This window comes from Streptomyces sp. NPDC048623 (genome assembly GCF_040650755.1).
Taxonomy (GTDB): Bacteria; Actinomycetota; Actinomycetes; order Streptomycetales; family Streptomycetaceae; genus Streptomyces.
Genome location: NZ_JBEZHV010000005.1, coordinates 342,296 through 358,099 on the forward strand (window position 1 = coordinate 342,296; position 15,804 = coordinate 358,099).

At 69.5% G+C, this 15,804-nt stretch carries 13 protein-coding genes; 6 read left to right on the top strand and 7 right to left on the bottom strand.

Going from position 1 to position 15,804, the window contains the following annotated elements:
- Positions 1 to 81: 81 nt before the first annotated feature.
- From gyrA to dnaA, 7 genes are all read right to left on the bottom strand, one after another.
- Positions 82 to 2,691, bottom strand: a complete 2,610-nt coding sequence (gene gyrA, locus AB0C73_RS10525) for a DNA gyrase subunit A (protein ID WP_362527130.1) — start codon at positions 2,689 to 2,691, stop codon at positions 82 to 84.
- Between the two features lie 41 nt (positions 2,692 to 2,732).
- Positions 2,733 to 4,763 (bottom strand): DNA topoisomerase (ATP-hydrolyzing) subunit B, encoded by a 2,031-nt coding sequence (gyrB, locus tag AB0C73_RS10530; protein ID WP_362527132.1) that lies wholly within the window; start codon positions 4,761 to 4,763, stop codon positions 2,733 to 2,735.
- A 407-nt stretch (positions 4,764 to 5,170) separates the two neighbouring features.
- On the bottom strand, positions 5,171 to 5,749 hold the full coding sequence (locus AB0C73_RS10535) for a DciA family protein (protein WP_362527134.1): 579 nt from the start codon (positions 5,747 to 5,749) through the stop codon (positions 5,171 to 5,173).
- Positions 5,746 to 6,867 carry a DNA replication/repair protein RecF gene (gene recF / locus AB0C73_RS10540; protein ID WP_362527137.1) on the bottom strand — a complete coding sequence of 374 codons (1,122 nt, stop codon included), beginning with the start codon at positions 6,865 to 6,867 and terminating at the stop codon, positions 5,746 to 5,748. The genes AB0C73_RS10535 and recF overlap by 4 nt, the downstream gene beginning before the upstream one ends.
- Before the next feature lie 56 nt (positions 6,868 to 6,923).
- Positions 6,924 to 7,802 carry a phosphogluconate dehydrogenase (NAD(+)-dependent, decarboxylating) gene (gene gnd, locus AB0C73_RS10545; protein ID WP_362527140.1) on the bottom strand — a complete coding sequence of 293 codons (879 nt, stop codon included), beginning with the start codon at positions 7,800 to 7,802 and terminating at the stop codon, positions 6,924 to 6,926.
- Positions 7,803 to 7,993: 191 nt separating this feature from the next.
- The gene (gene dnaN, locus AB0C73_RS10550) at positions 7,994 to 9,124 is read right to left on the bottom strand and encodes a DNA polymerase III subunit beta (RefSeq protein WP_362527142.1); all 1,131 of its coding nucleotides are present in this window, start codon (positions 9,122 to 9,124) and stop codon (positions 7,994 to 7,996) included.
- An 879-nt stretch (positions 9,125 to 10,003) separates the two neighbouring features.
- Complete coding sequence (dnaA, locus tag AB0C73_RS10555; protein WP_362527145.1) at positions 10,004 to 11,836, bottom strand: chromosomal replication initiator protein DnaA; 1,833 nt, start codon at positions 11,834 to 11,836, stop codon at positions 10,004 to 10,006.
- A gap of 388 nt (positions 11,837 to 12,224) precedes the next feature.
- Between dnaA and rpmH the strand changes: the two genes are divergently transcribed.
- The 6 genes from rpmH to rsmG all read left to right on the top strand — a co-directional run bounded on the left by rpmH (position 12,225) and on the right by rsmG (position 15,796).
- Complete coding sequence (rpmH, locus tag AB0C73_RS10560) at positions 12,225 to 12,362, top strand: 50S ribosomal protein L34 (RefSeq protein WP_015659252.1); 138 nt, start codon at positions 12,225 to 12,227, stop codon at positions 12,360 to 12,362.
- 21 nt (positions 12,363 to 12,383) lie between these two features.
- Positions 12,384 to 12,755 carry a ribonuclease P protein component gene (rnpA, locus tag AB0C73_RS10565; RefSeq protein WP_362527147.1) on the top strand — a complete coding sequence of 124 codons (372 nt, stop codon included), beginning with the start codon at positions 12,384 to 12,386 and terminating at the stop codon, positions 12,753 to 12,755.
- A complete protein-coding gene (gene yidD, locus AB0C73_RS10570; protein ID WP_362527150.1) occupies positions 12,752 to 13,078 on the top strand; it encodes a membrane protein insertion efficiency factor YidD in 327 nt (108 codons plus the stop codon). Before rnpA ends, yidD begins: the two co-directional genes overlap by 4 nt.
- A 3-nt stretch (positions 13,079 to 13,081) precedes the next feature.
- Complete coding sequence (gene yidC / locus AB0C73_RS10575; RefSeq protein ID WP_362527152.1) at positions 13,082 to 14,422, top strand: membrane protein insertase YidC; 1,341 nt, start codon at positions 13,082 to 13,084, stop codon at positions 14,420 to 14,422.
- A gap of 29 nt (positions 14,423 to 14,451) precedes the next feature.
- Positions 14,452 to 14,961: a R3H domain-containing nucleic acid-binding protein gene (locus AB0C73_RS10580; RefSeq protein WP_362527155.1), complete on the top strand. Its 510-nt coding sequence runs from the start codon at positions 14,452 to 14,454 to the stop codon at positions 14,959 to 14,961.
- Between the two features lie 118 nt (positions 14,962 to 15,079).
- Positions 15,080 to 15,796, top strand: coding sequence for a 16S rRNA (guanine(527)-N(7))-methyltransferase RsmG (rsmG, locus tag AB0C73_RS10585; protein WP_362527158.1), 717 nt, complete (start codon positions 15,080 to 15,082; stop codon positions 15,794 to 15,796).
- The last annotated feature ends 8 nt before the right edge of the window (positions 15,797 to 15,804 follow it).

Genomic DNA, 15,804 nt, shown 5'->3' on the forward strand with positions numbered 1-15,804 from the left:
GTCCGCGGCGGAGCCACGGGCACCGCTCGATCCTGCGGACCGGCCGTCGGCCGAACCGGCGCCCGTGGCTCCACTCACGCTCTACTCCTCGTGCTCCCCGGTCGCGGGCTCCGTGCCCTCGACCGCCTCGGCTGTCTCGACCGTCTCGGCCGCCTCGACACCCTCGGCCGCCTCGTCGGCATCCTCGTCCTCGCCGCCCTCGGCATTGCGGGCGATTCCGACGACGGCATCGCGCTTGCCCAGGTTGATCAGCTGGACGCCCATGGTGTCACGGCCGGTCTCCCTGACTTCGTTGACTCGCGTACGAATCACACCGCCGGACAGCGTGATGGCGAGGATCTCATCCGTCTCCTCGACCACCAGCGCGCCCACGAGCGAGCCACGGTCCTCCACGATCTTGGCGGCCTTGATGCCGAGGCCGCCACGACCCTGGACGCGGTACTCGTCGACGGCGGTGCGCTTCGCGTAGCCGCCGTCGGTCGCGGTGAAGACGAACGTACCGGGCCGGACGACATTCATCGAGAGCAGTTCGTCGTCCTCGCGGAAACTCATGCCCTTGACGCCCGAGGTCGCGCGGCCCATCGGGCGCAGCGCCTCGTCCGTGGCGGTGAAGCGGATCGACTGCGCCTTCTTGGAGACGAGCAGCAGGTCGTCCTCGGCGGACACCAGCTCGGCGCCGATCAGCTCGTCGTCGCTGCCGTCCTCCCGCTCGCGCAGGTTGATGGCGATGACACCGCCGGAGCGCGGCGAGTCGTAGTCCTTCAGGGCGGTCTTCTTCACCAGGCCGGCCTTGGTGGCGAGCACCAGGTACGGCGCGGCCTCGTAGTCGCGGACCGCGAGGATCTGGGCGATCTGCTCGTCCGGCTGGAAGGCCAGCAGGTTGGCCACGTGCTGGCCGCGGGCGTCCCGGCCGGCGTCCGGCAGCTCGTACGCCTTGGCGCGGTAGACCCGGCCCTTGTTGGTGAAGAACAGCAGCCAGTGGTGGGTGGTCGAGACGAAGAAGTGGTCGACGATGTCGTCCTGCTTCAGCTTCGTGCCGCGCACGCCCTTGCCGCCGCGCTTCTGCGAGCGGTAGTCCTCGGTCTTCGTCCGCTTGACGTAGCCGCCACGCGTGATCGTGACGACGATGTCCTCCTCGGCGATCAGGTCCTCGATGGACATGTCGCCGTCGAAGGGCACCAGCTGCGAGCGCCGGTCGTCGCCGAACTTCTCGACGATCGCCGCCAGCTCCTCGCTGACGATGGCCCGCTGCTTCTCGGGCGAGGCGAGGATCGCGTTGTACTCGTTGATCTTGGCCTGGAGCTCGTCGTGCTCGGCGACGATCTTCTGGCGCTCCAGGGCGGCGAGCCGGCGCAGCTGCATCTCGAGGATGGCGTTGGCCTGGATCTCGTCGATCGTGAGCAGGTCCATCAGGCCCGTGCGGGCGATCTCGACGGTCTCGCTGCGCCGGATGAGCGCGATGACCTCGTCGATCGCGTCGAGCGCCTTGAGCAGACCGCGCAGGATGTGGGCGCGCTCCTCGGCCTTGCGCAGCCGGAACCGCGTCCGGCGCACGACGACCTCGATCTGGTGCGTCACCCAGTGGCGGATGAACGCGTCCAGGGAGAGGGTGCGCGGCACGCCGTCGACGAGCGCCAGCATGTTGGCGCCGAAGTTCGTCTGCAGGTCGGTGTGCTTGTAGAGGTTGTTGAGGACGACCTTGGCGACGGCGTCGCGCTTGAGCACGATGACCAGGCGCTGGCCGGTACGGGACGAGGTCTCGTCGCGGACGTCGGCGATGCCGCCGATCTTGCCGTCCTTCACCAGGTCGGCGATCTTCTGCGCGAGGTTGTCCGGGTTGACCTGGTAGGGCAGCTCGGTGACCACCAGGCACTGGCGGTTCTGGATCTCCTCGACCTCGACGACCGCGCGCATGGTGATGGAGCCGCGGCCGGTGCGGTACGCCTCCTCGATGCCCTTGCGCCCGACGACCAGCGCGCCGGTCGGGAAGTCGGGGCCCTTGATGCGCTCGACGAGCGCGTCGAGCAGGTCCTCGTGGCTGGCCTCGGGGTTGGCCAGGTACCACTGGGCGCCCTCGGCGACCTCGCGCAGGTTGTGCGGCGGGATGTTGGTCGCCATGCCGACCGCGATGCCGGCGGAGCCGTTGACCAGCAGGTTCGGGAACCGGGCCGGGAGGACCGTCGGCTCCTGGTTGCGGCCGTCGTAGTTGTCCTGGAAGTCGACGGTCTCCTCGTCGATGTCCCGGACCATCTCCATCGACAGCGGCGCCATCTTGCACTCGGTGTAGCGCATGGCGGCGGCCGGGTCGTTGCCCGGGGAGCCGAAGTTGCCGTTGGAGTCGACCAGCGGCATCCGCATCGACCAGGGCTGGGCGAGGCGGACGAGCGCGTCGTAGATGGAGGTGTCGCCGTGCGGGTGGTACGTGCCCATGACGTCGCCGACGACGCGGGCGCACTTGTAGAAGCCCTTCTCGGGCCGGTAGCCGCCGTCGTACATCGCGTAGAGCACGCGGCGGTGCACCGGCTTGAGACCGTCACGGACGTCGGGCAGCGCGCGGGACACGATGACGGACATCGCGTAGTCGAGGTACGAGCGCTGCATCTCGGTCTCGAGCCCGACGGGCTCGATCCGCAGCGGGGGCTCTTCGTCCCCGGCGGTCTCGGTGTTCACGGGAGTGGTGTCGTCGGCCATTGCTGGTCGTCAGTCCTTTCGTGCGGTCAGCTGAGACCGACTCAGATGTCGAGGAAGCGAACGTCCTTGGCGTTGCGCTGGATGAACGAGCGCCGCGCCTCGACGTCCTCGCCCATCAGCACCGAGAAGAGGTCGTCGGCCTGGGCGGCGTCGTCCAGGGTGACCTGGCCCAGCACGCGGTGGTCGACGTCCATGGTGGTGACGCGCAGCTCCTCGGCGTTCATCTCGCCGAGACCCTTGAAGCGCTGGATCGAGTCTTCCCTGATCCGCTTGCCGTTCCGCTTGCCCAGCTCGACGAGCGCGTCGCGCTCGCGGTCCGAGTACGCGTACTCGAAGTCGTCCCGGCCCCACTTGATCTTGTAGAGCGGCGGACGCGAGAGGTACACGTGCCCGTGCTCGATGAGCGGGCGCATGAAGCGGAAGAGGAAGGTCAGCAGCAGGGTGTTGATGTGCTGGCCGTCGACGTCGGCGTCCGCCATCAGGATGATCTTGTGATAGCGGAGCTTCTCGATGTCGAAGTCCTCGTGGACACCGGTGCCGAAGGCGGAGATCAGCGCCTGGACCTCGGTGTTCTGCAGGATCTTGTCGACCCGGGCCTTCTCGACGTTCAGGATCTTGCCGCGGATGGGCAGGATGGCCTGGTACATCGGGTTGCGGCCGGACTTGGCCGAGCCGCCGGCGGAGTCACCCTCGACGATGAAGATCTCGCACTTGGTGGGGTCGTTCGACTGGCAGTCGGACAGCTTGCCCGGCAGCGAGGCCGACTCCAGGAGGCCCTTGCGGCGGGTCAGGTCGCGCGCCTTGCGCGCGGCCACGCGCGCCGTGGCGGCGTTGATGCCCTTGCGGATGATGTCCGCGGCCTCGACGGGGTTGCGGTCGAACCAGTCCGTGAGGTGCTCGTGGACGACCTTCTGGACGAAGGTCTTCGCCTCGGTGTTGCCGAGCTTCGTCTTGGTCTGGCCCTCGAACTGCGGCTCGCCGAGCTTGACCGAGATGATCGCGGTCAGGCCCTCGCGGATGTCGTCACCGGTGAGGTTGTCGTCCTTCTCGCGGAGCAGCTTCTTGTCGCGCGCGTACTTGTTGACGAGCGTCGTCAGCGCCGCGCGGAAGCCCTCCTCGTGGGTGCCGCCCTCGTGGGTGTGGATCGTGTTGGCGAAGGAGTACACACCCTCGCTGTACGAGGAGTTCCACTGCATCGCGATCTCGACCGAGAGCGTGCGCTCCTTGTCCTCGGCCTCGACGTCGATGACGCTGGGGTGGATCAGCTCGCCCTTGCGCGAGTTGAGGTACGTCACGAAGTCGACGATGCCGCCCTCGTAGTGGTACTTCACCGTGCGGGCGGCGGGCTCGGCGGCCGCCTCGGCGTCCGGGTCGTCGGCGCCCACGGTCGCCTTCGCGGACTCGCGCTCGTCGGTGAGCGCGATGGTCAGGCCCTTGTTGAGGAAGGCCATCTCCTGGAAGCGGCGCGAGAGCGTCTCGAAGGAGTACTCGGTCGTCTCGAAGATGTCGCCGTCGGCCCAGAAGGTGACCGACGTGCCGGTCTCCGTGGTGGCCTCGTGCTGCGCGAGGGGCGCGGTCGGGACGCCCATCTTGTAGTCCTGCGTCCAGCGGTGGCCGTCGGTCTTGATCTCGACGGCGACCCTCGTGGACAGGGCGTTCACGACGGAGACACCGACGCCGTGCAGACCGCCGGAGACCGCGTAGCCGCCGCCGCCGAACTTGCCGCCCGCGTGCAGCACGGTCAGGACGACCTCGACGGCCGGCTTGCCCTCGGAGGCCACGATGCCCACCGGGATGCCGCGGCCGTTGTCGACGACGCGCACGCCGCCGTCGGCCAGGATCGTCACGTCGATGGTGTCCGCGTGGCCGGCCAGGGCCTCGTCGACCGAGTTGTCGACGACCTCCTGCACCATGTGGTGCAGGCCGCGCTCACCGGTCGAGCCGATGTACATGCCAGGGCGCTTGCGCACGGCATCCAGGCCTTCGAGGACCTGGATGTTGCTGGCGGTGTACTGGTTGTTCTCGTTGGGGTTGCCGGAATCGGCCACGAAGCGCCCTTTCTGGCACAGCACAGGCCGTTCTCCGGGCATACGGGAGCCGGCTGCGTCGTTCGACTTGTTCCGCAGGGTGGCGGGATTGTCTTCCAGTCTACCGGTACCACTGACACTCATGGGGGTTTGCCGGTACCTGAATGCTCATGTGCCGCCCTCGGCGGCCCTGAGACGACTCCCCATATCCGGAGAGGGGCTCCAGAGGCCTCTGGCGGCCACCTAGCGCTTCGGGTCGTAGCGCGTTGTGGCGACGGGCGGCGAGGGCCGGGCAGGGGCGAGGTGGGGGTCGACTGTTTGCGGGCATTCGTCCCGCTGGGGCTGGAGGTCCCCCCGCCGAAGGCAGGGGGAGGGTGGGCACAAACCCCCCAGGGCGGCGCCCGCTCCCCGTGCCTCCGCCCCTACGGACCCGCACCCGCGGTCGGTCCGGCTCAGCCGTACGTGTCCCCGGGCCCGGTGGACCCGGGCGCCCGCAACGGCCCGTACCCCCGGCGGGGTCCGCCAGGGCCAAGAACCTTGATCATGCGCACGGTCCCATGCCCGAGGTCCTCGTTCAGCCGCGCCACCAGCCTCGGCGCCAGCAACCGCAGCTGCGTCGCCCACGCGGTGGAGTCGCACTGCACGGTGAGCACCCGCTCCTCCGGGTCCTCGTCGTACTTCAGCGGCACACAATGCTTCGCCAGGTCCTCGCCGACGATCTGCGGCCAGCGCCCCATCACCCCGCCGACCGCCGCCGGCGTCTCCCAGCCGCGCTCGGTGATCAGCCGGTTGATCGCGGCGCCGAGCGCCATCGGATCGCGCCCGTCGGCACGCGCGCCGGAGCGCAGTCCGCCCCCGCGCCTGGCCTGCTTCTTCTGCGCGGCCGCCGCGCCCCGCGCCTTCGCCTGCTCCTTGGCGGCGCGCAGCGCGACCCGCGCGAGGTCGACGCCGGTGGGCGCGGGCTCGGGAGCCGCACCTTTGTCCACAGGCTGTGGGGAAACCGGCGCACCCGGCGCACCGTTCTCGCTCATACGCGTTCCACCTCCCCGCCGGCCACCGCGTACCGCGTCCCCGTCAGGACCCCCGGCACGTCGTCGTCCACCGCCGCCGTCACCAGGACCTGCTCGCCCGGCGCCACCAGCTCCGCGAGCCGCTCGCGCCGCCGCGCGTCCAGCTCGGCGAAGACGTCGTCGAGGACAAGCACCGGCTCGTTGCCCTCCGCCCGCAGCAGGTCGTACGAGGCGAGGCGCAGCGCCAGCGCGTACGACCAGGACTCGCCGTGACTCGCGTACCCCTTGGCCGGCAGGTCGCCGAGCTTGAGGAGCAGGTCGTCGCGGTGCGGGCCGACCAGCGTGACCCCGCGCTCGATCTCCTGCTTGCGTACGTCCGCGAGCGCGGCGATCAGCTGCCCGTACAGCTCCTCACGGGTGTGCCCGGAGCCGGGCGCGGACGGCTTGTACTCCAGCTGGACCGGCCCGCCGCCGGGCGCCAGCTGCTCGTACGCCTTGTCGGCGAGCGGGCGCAGCATGCCGATGAGGTCGAGCCGCTGGGCGAGCAGCTCGGCGCCGGCCCGGGCCAGGTGCTGGTCCCAGACGTCGAGCGTGGACATGTCCATGGAGCGGCCGCCGTGCCGCCGCGCCATGGCGGCGGACTTCAGGAGCGTGTTGCGCTGCTTGAGCACCCGCTCGTAGTCGGAGCGCACGCCCGCCATGCGCGGCGCGCGCGCCGTGATCAGCTCGTCGAGGAAGCGCCGGCGCTCCCCGGGGTCGCCCTTGATCAGCGCCAGGTCCTCCGGCGCGAACAGCACCGTCCGTACGATGCCGAGCACGTCACGCGGCCTGACCTGCGAGGAGCGGTTGATACGGGCCCGGTTCGCGCGCCCCGGGTTGAGTTCGAGCTCGACCAGCTGGGAGCGCTCGCCCTGGGTGACGGCGGCCCGGATGACCGCCCGCTCCGCGCCCATCCGCACCAGCGGGGCGTCGGAGGAGACGCGGTGGCTGCCGAGGGTGGCGAGATAGCCGACCGCCTCGACGAGATTGGTCTTGCCCTGCCCGTTCGCCCCCACGAACGCGGTGACGCCCGGATCGAGCGGAACCTCGACCCGGGCGTACGAGCGGAAGTCGGCCAGCGACAGATGCGTGACATGCATGGTGGGCGCCGACCTTCCCCCGGCTGCTGTGCACCGCGGGGTGCACAGCCTGTGGATTACTTCTTCGTCTCGACCGCGTGGCCGCCGAACTGGTTGCGCAGCGCGGCGATCATCTTCATCTGCGGCGAGTCGTCCTGACGCGACGCGAACCGCGCGAACAGCGACGCGGTGATCGCCGGCAGCGGTACGGCGTTGTCGATGGCGGCCTCGACGGTCCACCGGCCCTCGCCGGAGTCCGACGCGTAGCCGCGCAGCTTGTCCAGGTGCTCGTCCTCGTCCAGGGCGTTGACCGCGAGGTCGAGCAGCCAGGAGCGGATGACGGTGCCTTCCTGCCAGGACCGGAAGACCTCGCGGACGTCGGTCACGGAGTCGACCTTCTCCAGGAGCTCCCAGCCCTCGGCGTAGGCCTGCATCATGGCGTACTCGATGCCGTTGTGGACCATCTTCGCGAAGTGGCCGGCGCCGACCTTGCCCGCGTGCACGTTGCCGAACTCGCCCTCGGGCTTCAGCGCGTCGAAGATCGGCTGGACCCGCGCCACGTGCTCGGCGTCGCCGCCGTACATCAGCGCGTAGCCGTTCTCCAGGCCCCACACGCCGCCGGAGACTCCGCAGTCGACGAAGCCGATGCCCTTGGCGGCGAGCTCCTCGGCGTGCTTCTCGTCGTCCGTCCAGCGGGAGTTCCCGCCGTCCACGACGACGTCGCCGGGGGAGAGCAGCTGGGCCAGCTCGTCGATGGTCGACTGGGTGGCCGCGCCGGCGGGGACCATGACCCACACGACACGCGGACCCTTGAGCTTGCCCACAAGCTCTTCGAGGCTGTGGACGTCGGCGAGGTCCGGGTTGCGGTCGTATCCGACGACGGTGTGGCCGGCGCGGCGAATGCGCTCGCGCATGTTGCCGCCCATCTTGCCGAGACCGACGAGACCGAGCTCCATCAGAGATTCCTTAAGCGTCGTGTGCGGTTCGTACCCGGGTCCGAGCCTACGCCCGGACCCGCGTGCACACCTGTGGGGTCAGCCGCTCACTCGGCCACCCGTGGAACGCCCCTGAAGGCCGTGTCAGCCGCTCAGCCGCACCGGCATACTGCGATCCCCGGGGGGCAACCCCCGGACCCCCGGCAGAGACCTCAGCCGCTCAGCCGCACCGGCATGATCAGGTACTTGTAGGCCTCGTCCGCCTCCGCGTCGACCGCCGGCTTGCCGCTGAGCAGCGCGGGCTTGGTGGAGGTCGTGAAGGAGAGCTGGGCGACCGGGGAGTCGATGGCGCTCAGTCCGTCGAGCAGGAAGGTCGGGTTGAAGGCGATCGAGATGTCGTCGCCGTCCAGCTGCGCGTCCACGCGCTCCACAGCCTGTGCGTCGTCGCTGGAGCCGGCCTCCAGGATGAGCACGCCCTGCTCGAAGCTGAGCCGGACCGGGGTGTTGCGCTCGGCCACCAGGGCCACACGCTTGACGGCCTCCACGAAGGGGGCGGTCTCGATCACCGCGATCGAGTTGAACTCGGTGGGGAAGAGCGTCCGGTACTTCGGCAGGTCGCCCTCGAGCAGCCGGGTGGTGGTGCGGCGGCCCGCGCCCTCGAAGCCGATCAGGCCCTCGCCCTTGCCGGAGCCGGAGAGCGCCAGGGTCACGGTGTCGCCGCTGGTGAGCGCCTTGGCGGTGTCCAGGAGGGTCTTCGCGGGCACCAGGGCGACCGCGGAGGCGTCCGGGGACTCCGGCTTCCACAGGAACTCGCGGACCGCGAAGCGGTAGCGGTCGGTGGAGGCCAGGGTGACCGTGTCGCCCTCGATCTCGATGCGCACACCGGTGAGCACCGGCAGCGTGTCGTCACGGCCGGCGGCGATGGCCACCTGGGCGGCGGCGGAGGCGAAGACCTCGCCGGGGACGGTGCCGGTCGCGGTCGGCATCTCGGGCAGCGCCGGGTACTCCTCCACAGGCAGGGTGTGGAGGGTGAAGCGGGAGGAGCCGCAGACCACGGTCGCCCGTACACCGTCTGTGGAGATCTCCACCGGGCGGTTGGGGAGGGCGCGGCAGATGTCGGCGAGCAGGCGGCCGGAGACCAGGACGGTGCCGTCCTCCTCGACCTCCGCCTCGACGGAGACCCGGGCCGAGACCTCGTAGTCGAAGCTGGAGAAGCTCAGCGCGCCGTCCTCGGCCTTCAGCAGAAGGCCCGCGAGCACGGGCGCCGGCGGACGGGCCGGAAGGCTGCGGGCCACCCACGCCACCGCCTCCGCGAGTACATCGCGCTCCACCCGGATCTTCACCGGAACCGCCTCCTGCTTGTTGCTGGCTCTTCGTCGACTGCGGGAACCAGTCTGACGTACGCCACCGACACTCGGTGCGGCTCGGGGTCAAGTCGCGACAACAGGTCGCCGAGGCTCCGGGCTCGAGTTGTGCACAGGTCCCACTTCGAAGCGGATTCCGGGCTAACTATGAGTGGGAGTAGTAGTAGGGCCTGTGGAAACCGTGGATAACGTCGTCCGCGCAGGTCAGACCCAGTTTTTTGTCCACTGCCCCTGTGGGTGGCACCGGTGGACAACTGGGGTGCGCTGTGGACACAGGAAAGTTCTGCACACCCGATTCACAGGCCATGGGGAGTTCTCCCCAGTGCTGTCCCCAGCTTTCCCCAGGTTCCCCACAGCCCAAACGTCTCCCTTGGTGTGACGGCTTTCACTCGCCCCAGTGAGCCCGGGCGTTTCGTTGCCGAACAGTGGACAGGCGTGTGGAGAAGCTGTGGGCAACCGGACCCTGCCTGTGGGTTGCCGGTGGACAACCGAGCGGGGTCCCTGTGGACGGATCTTTCATCCACAGGCTGTGGAGATCGTTTGCCAACAATTCCACAGCCCTCTGACCTGGAGTGATGGGTTGTCACCAGGGGGGCCTGTGGATGCAATCCGGATAACTCGACAGTCCCCACCCTGTGGACGGGAGATCATCCCCCAATCTGTGGAGAACCCGCCACCGCACCTCACTAATCGAACAGCGCCGCCGCGCCGCGGAGCGGCCGCCGGCCTCGCGCGACTGCTCGGGACGGTGCTCCGAGCGGTCCGGGGACGGTCCGAGGCGGCCTTGAGGCGGCTCCAGGGAACGCCGAAGGGCGCCCCGGATGTCTACCCGGAGCGCCCTTCGGCGAAGCGGCGGCGTCAGCCGTTCTTGATGCGGTTGGTCAGTTCGGTGACCTGGTTGTAGATGGAGCGCCGCTCCGCCATCAGCGCACGGATCTTGCGGTCCGCGTGCATGACCGTGGTGTGGTCGCGGCCGCCGAACTGCGCGCCGATCTTCGGCAGCGACAGGTCCGTGAGCTCGCGGCACAGGTACATGGCGATCTGGCGGGCGGTGACGAGCACCCGGCTGCGCGAGGAACCGCACAGGTCCTCCACCGTCAGCCCGAAGTAGTCCGCCGTGGCCGCCATGATCGCGCCGGCCGTGATCTCCGGCGCCGAGTCCTCGCCGCCCGGGATCAGGTCCTTGAGGACGATCTCGGTCAGCCCGAGGTCCACCGGCTGCCGGTTGAGGCTCGCGAAGGCCGTGACACGGATCAGCGCGCCCTCCAGCTCACGGATGTTCCGCGAGATCCGGGAGGCGATGAACTCCAGCACCTCCGGCGGGGCGTTCAGCTGCTCCTGCACCGCCTTCTTGCGGAGGATCGCGATCCGCGTCTCCAGCTCCGGCGGCTGCACATCGGTGGTCAGACCCCACTCGAAGCGGTTGCGGAGCCGGTCCTCCAGCGTCACCAGCTGCTTCGGCGGGCGGTCCGAGGACAGCACGATCTGCTTGTTGGCGTTGTGGAGGGTGTTGAAGGTGTGGAAGAACTCCTCCTGCGTCGACTCCTTGCTCGCGAGGAACTGGATGTCGTCGACCAGCAGGATGTCCACGTCGCGGTAGCGCTTGCGGAACGCGTCGCCCTTGCCGTCGCGGATCGAGTTGATGAACTCGTTGGTGAACTCCTCGGAGCTCACGTACCGCACCCGGGTGCCCGGGTAGAGGCTGCGCGCGTAGTGCCCGATCGCGTGGAGCAGATGGGTCTTGCCGAGGCCCGACTCCCCGTAGATGAAGAGCGGGTTGTACGCCTTCGCCGGCGCCTCGGCCACGGCGACCGCGGCCGCGTGCGCGAAGCGGTTCGAGGAACCGATGACGAAGGTGTCGAAGAGGTACTTGGGGTTCAGACGCGCGTGCTGCTCGCCCGGCGCGCCCGCACCGGCGCCCTGGCCGGACGAGGAGCCGCCCATGCCGGGGGTGCCGCCGCCCGGACGCGGGCCGTGCGCTCCCGGACCGCCGTGGCCGCCGGGGCCGCCGTGGCTGCCGGGGCCGGCGTGGCTGCCGGGGCCGGCCGGACCGTCGGTGTCCGGGAGTTCGGCGCGCTCGGGGCGCTGCGGCGATTGCTCGTACGGGGGGCGCTCGTCGTACCGCGGCTGCGGAGGCTGCTGCGGCCGGGCCGTCGCGTAGGGGTCGCGCTCCTGGAAGCCGCCGAGCCGCTGCTGCTGCCAGGCGATGTCCTCCTGGGCGCGCGGCCAGGAGCCCGGGTCGGGGCGCGGCTGCTGGTAGTCCGGGTACGCGGGGCGGGCGGTCGGCAGTCCGTCGTCGGGCATCGGGCGCCCGTACTCGTCGTACTTCTCGCTCTTCTCGTACGCGTCGTATCCGCCGTAGCCGCCGTACGGCTGCGGGGCCGGCCGGGCGGGCGGCGCGGGGGGCGTCGGCTCGCCGGCGGAGTCGTCGACGGTGATCGCGATCCGGATCGGGCGGCCGCAGGCACGGCTGAGGGCCTCGCTGATCAGCGGGGCGAGCCGGCCTTCGAGGACCTGCTTGCCGTACTCGTTGGGGACGGCAAGCAGGGCGGTGTCGGCCACCAGTGCGAGCGGCTGGCAGCGCTCGATCCACTGCTTGTCCTTGGGCTCGATGCCCTGCTGGCCTTCGCCGAGGAGCTGTTCCAGCACGCGCGGCCACACTGCGGCAAGATCGGCAGGTACGTCAGCCACGGGGCACGCTTCCTCATTGGTCCCACGGAGGTGTGGTTCTGCGGGACGGTGGGTCGAAGTCCGGGTCCGGAAGGACAGGTAAGGACAGAACGGAAAAGACTGTGGAGTCCAGCCACGGTAGTCGGGGCGGCTGACGTGGTTCAAGTTGTTGTCCACAGCCTGTGTACAGACGGCCCGGTTGACGGGTCGGTTTGACCGGATGGCGTAGCCGCGCGTACCGTAACCAGGTCGAGTTGTCGATGGCTGCTGCCGCCTGCCTCCGATGGGCGAAGATCACTCTATGTGATCGCGAAGCGGTGCACTCGGGCGAATGCGAGAGCTACTCGTGGGCGCACGGTGACAGCCAGGCGATGTCCCGCCACCACCGAATCATTTCTGGAGCCCCCGAGTGAGCAAGCGCACCTTCCAGCCGAACAACCGTCGTCGCGCGAAGACCCACGGCTTCCGCCTGCGCATGCGTACCCGTGCCGGCCGCGCCATCCTGGCGAACCGCCGTGCCAAGGGTCGCGCGAGCCTGTCCGCCTGATCTGCCTCAACAGGTCATGACGTGCTGCCTACCGAGAATCGGCTGAGGCGGCGCGAGGACTTCGCGACCGCGGTACGCAGAGGACGCCGGGCCGGACGCCCGCTCCTCGTCGTCCATCTACGCAGCGGTGCAACGGACCCGCACGCGCCTGGGGAGAGCGCTCCCCCGACGCGTGCGGGTTTCGTCGTGAGCAAGGCCGTAGGCGGCGCGGTCGTCCGCAACCAGGTGAAGCGTCGTCTCCGCCATCTCGTGCGCGAGCGACTCACCCTGCTTCCCCCCGGTAGCCTGGTGGTCGTACGGGCGTTGCCCGGAGCCGGCGACGCCGACCACGATCAGCTGGCCCGAGACCTGGACGCCGCTCTCCAGCGACTGCTGGGAGGGGGCACGCGATGAAGTACCCGCTGCTGGCTCTCATCAAGCTGTACCAGTGGACGATCAGCCCGCTTCTGGGCCCCGTCTGCCGGTACTACCCGTCGTGTTCCCACTACGGATTCACGGCCATCGACCGGCATGGCGCGATCAAGGGCACAGCCCTGACCGCCTGGCGCATCCTGCGGTGCAATCCGTGGTCGCCCGGCGGCGTGGACCATGTCCCCCCGCGCAAGCGGCCGCGCTGGCACGAGATGCTGCGCTCCGCCCTGCGCGGAGACAAGGGCGGGTTCTCCGCCGAGACGAGCCCGGCCGCAGAGACCTCGCCCAATGCTCAAGGAGCCTGATTAGTGGACACGATTGCCAGTCTGTTCAGCTTCATCACCACACCTGTCTCATGGGTGATCGTCCAGTTCCACAAGATGTACGGGGCGATCTTCGGCCCTGACACCGGCTGGGCCTGGGGTCTGTCCATCGTGTCCCTGGTGGTGCTGATCCGCATCTGCCTGATCCCGCTCTTCGTGAAGCAGATCAAGTCGACGCGGAACATGCAGGCGCTCCAGCCGAAGATGAAGGCGATCCAGGAGCGCTACAAGAGCGACAAGCAGCGTCAGTCCGAAGAGATGATGAAGCTGTACAAGGAGACGGGTACCAACCCGCTCTCCTCGTGCCTTCCCATCCTGGCGCAGTCGCCGTTCTTCTTCGCCCTGTACCGCGTGCTCTCCAGCATCGCCGAGGGCAAGACCATCGGCGTCATCGACCAGCCGCTGCTCGAGAGCGCCCGTCAGGCGCACATCTTCGGTGCCCCGCTCGCCGCGAAGTTCACCGACAGCGCCGAGAAGGTCGCCTCGCTCGGTGCCTCGATCACCGATGTGCGCATCGTCACCGCGGTCATGATCGTCCTGATGTCGGCCTCGCAGTTCTACACGCAGCGCCAGCTGATGATGAAGAACGTCGACCTCTCGGTGAAGACCCCGTACATGCAGCAGCAGAAGATGCTGATGTACATCTTCCCGCTGATCTTTGCCGGCATGGGCATCAACTTCCCCGTCGGTGTCCTCGTCTACTGGCTGACCACCAACGTGTGGACCATGGGCCAGCAGATGTACGTGATCAACCAGAACCCGACCCCGGGCAGCAAGGCCCAGGACGCCTACCTTCAGCGCCTGCTCAAGGGCGTCACCCACCACGGTGAGGTCCGCGGCCGCCGCCGCAAGAACATCGTGAAGGCGATCGTCGCCAAGGGCAGCGACCGCAACGACAACGAGCGCCGCTTCTTCGCGGGCCTGGCCAAGGCCGGCTTCGCCGCCCAGGCCGACGGCACCGTGATCAAGGGCGACACCGCGGTCGCCGAGGCGGAGGGCGGTGCCGGCACCCGGCGCCAGCAGCCCAAGCGCCAGACCAAGTCCCAGCGCCAGTCCGGTGGCGGGCAGCAGCAGTCCCACGCGAAGGAGGCCGACGAGGCCGCCGAGCCGCAGGACGCCGCGCCCGGCGACAAGACCCCGTCGCTGGAGAAGAAGCCGCAGTCCCCGGCCAAGGGCGCCAAGGCGGGTTCCGCCGGCACCCAGGGCACGGGCGACCAGCCGGCACGGCCGAGCCGGGCCAACTCCGGCGGCTCCCGCCAGGGCCAGTCCAAGTCCGGCCAGCGCAAGGGCCAGCAGCGGCCCAAGCACCCCTCCTCCAAGAAGTAAGCCTCCACGAAGCAAGAAGGAGTCCATCCGTGACGGAAGGCACCACCTCCGCCGCCGAGGGTGGCGACACCCTGACCCGCCTGGAGCAGGAGGGTGAGATCGCGGCCGACTATCTCGAGGGCCTGCTCGATATCGCCGATCTCGACGGTGACATCGACATGGATGTCGAAGCGGACCGGGCCTCGGTCTCGATCGTCAGCGACTCCGGCAGCCGTGACCTGCAGAAGCTGGTCGGCCGCGACGGAGAGGTGCTGGAGGCCCTCCAGGAGCTCACCCGGCTCGCCGTGCACCGGGAGACCGGTGACCGCAGCCGGCTGATGCTCGACATCGGGGGCTTCCGCGCCAAGAAGCGCACGGAGCTGGCCCAGCTCGGTGCCAAGGCGGCCGAGGAGGTCAAGGCCTCCGGCGAGCCGGTCAAGCTGGACCCGATGACGCCGTTCGAGCGCAAGGTCGTGCACGACGCGGTCGCCGCCGCCGGTCTGCGCAGCGAGTCCGAGGGCGAGGAGCCGCAGCGCTTCGTCGTCGTGCTCCCTGCCTGAACCCTCTCGTAGTGCCGGCCCCGTCTGTTCTGCAGGCGGGGCCGAACTTTGTCAGCCTGATAGTCAGCCACACAGTGCGTTCGCGCGGTATGCGTGCGGTACGGAAGGACGGTTCCCCGTGACGGAGGCAGCGGAGCTTCCCCAGGCGCCGGAGCAGGCGCGGACGGTCTTCGGCGAGTACTTCCCGGAGGCGGTCCGGTATGCGGAGCTCCTGGCGGACGCCGGGGTCAAGCGGGGTCTCATCGGCCCCCGTGAGGTGCCCCGGCTGTGGGAGCGCCATCTCCTGAACTGTGCCGTGCTCTCCGAGGTCGTCCCCGAGGGCGTCACGGTGTGCGACGTCGGCTCGGGCGCCGGCCTGCCCGGTATCCCGCTGGCCCTGGTGCGGCGCGATCTGAAGATCACGCTCCTGGAGCCGCTGCTGCGCCGCACGAACTTCCTCCAGGAGGCCGTCGAGCTGCTCGGCCTCGACCACGTCACCGTGGTTCGCGGGCGTGCCGAGGAGATGCTGGGCACGCTGCAGCCCGTGCATGTGGTGACCGCCCGCGCCGTGGCACCGCTCGACCGGCTCGCCGGCTGGGGTGTCCCGCTGCTGCGTCCCTACGGCGAGATGCTCGCGCTCAAGGGCGACACGGCGGAGGAGGAGATCAACGGTGCCCGCTCCGCGCTCGCGAAGCTGGGTGTGGTCGAGGCCTCCGTGCTGCATGTGGGCGAGGGCGTCGTCGATCCGCTGACCACCGTCGTCCGGGTCGAGGTGGGCGAGAGTCCCGGCGGTGTGCGGTTCGCCGCCAAGCGCGCCAAGGCCGCCCGTTCCAGCCGGCCCCGCAGGCGCCGCTGAGCGGTCTC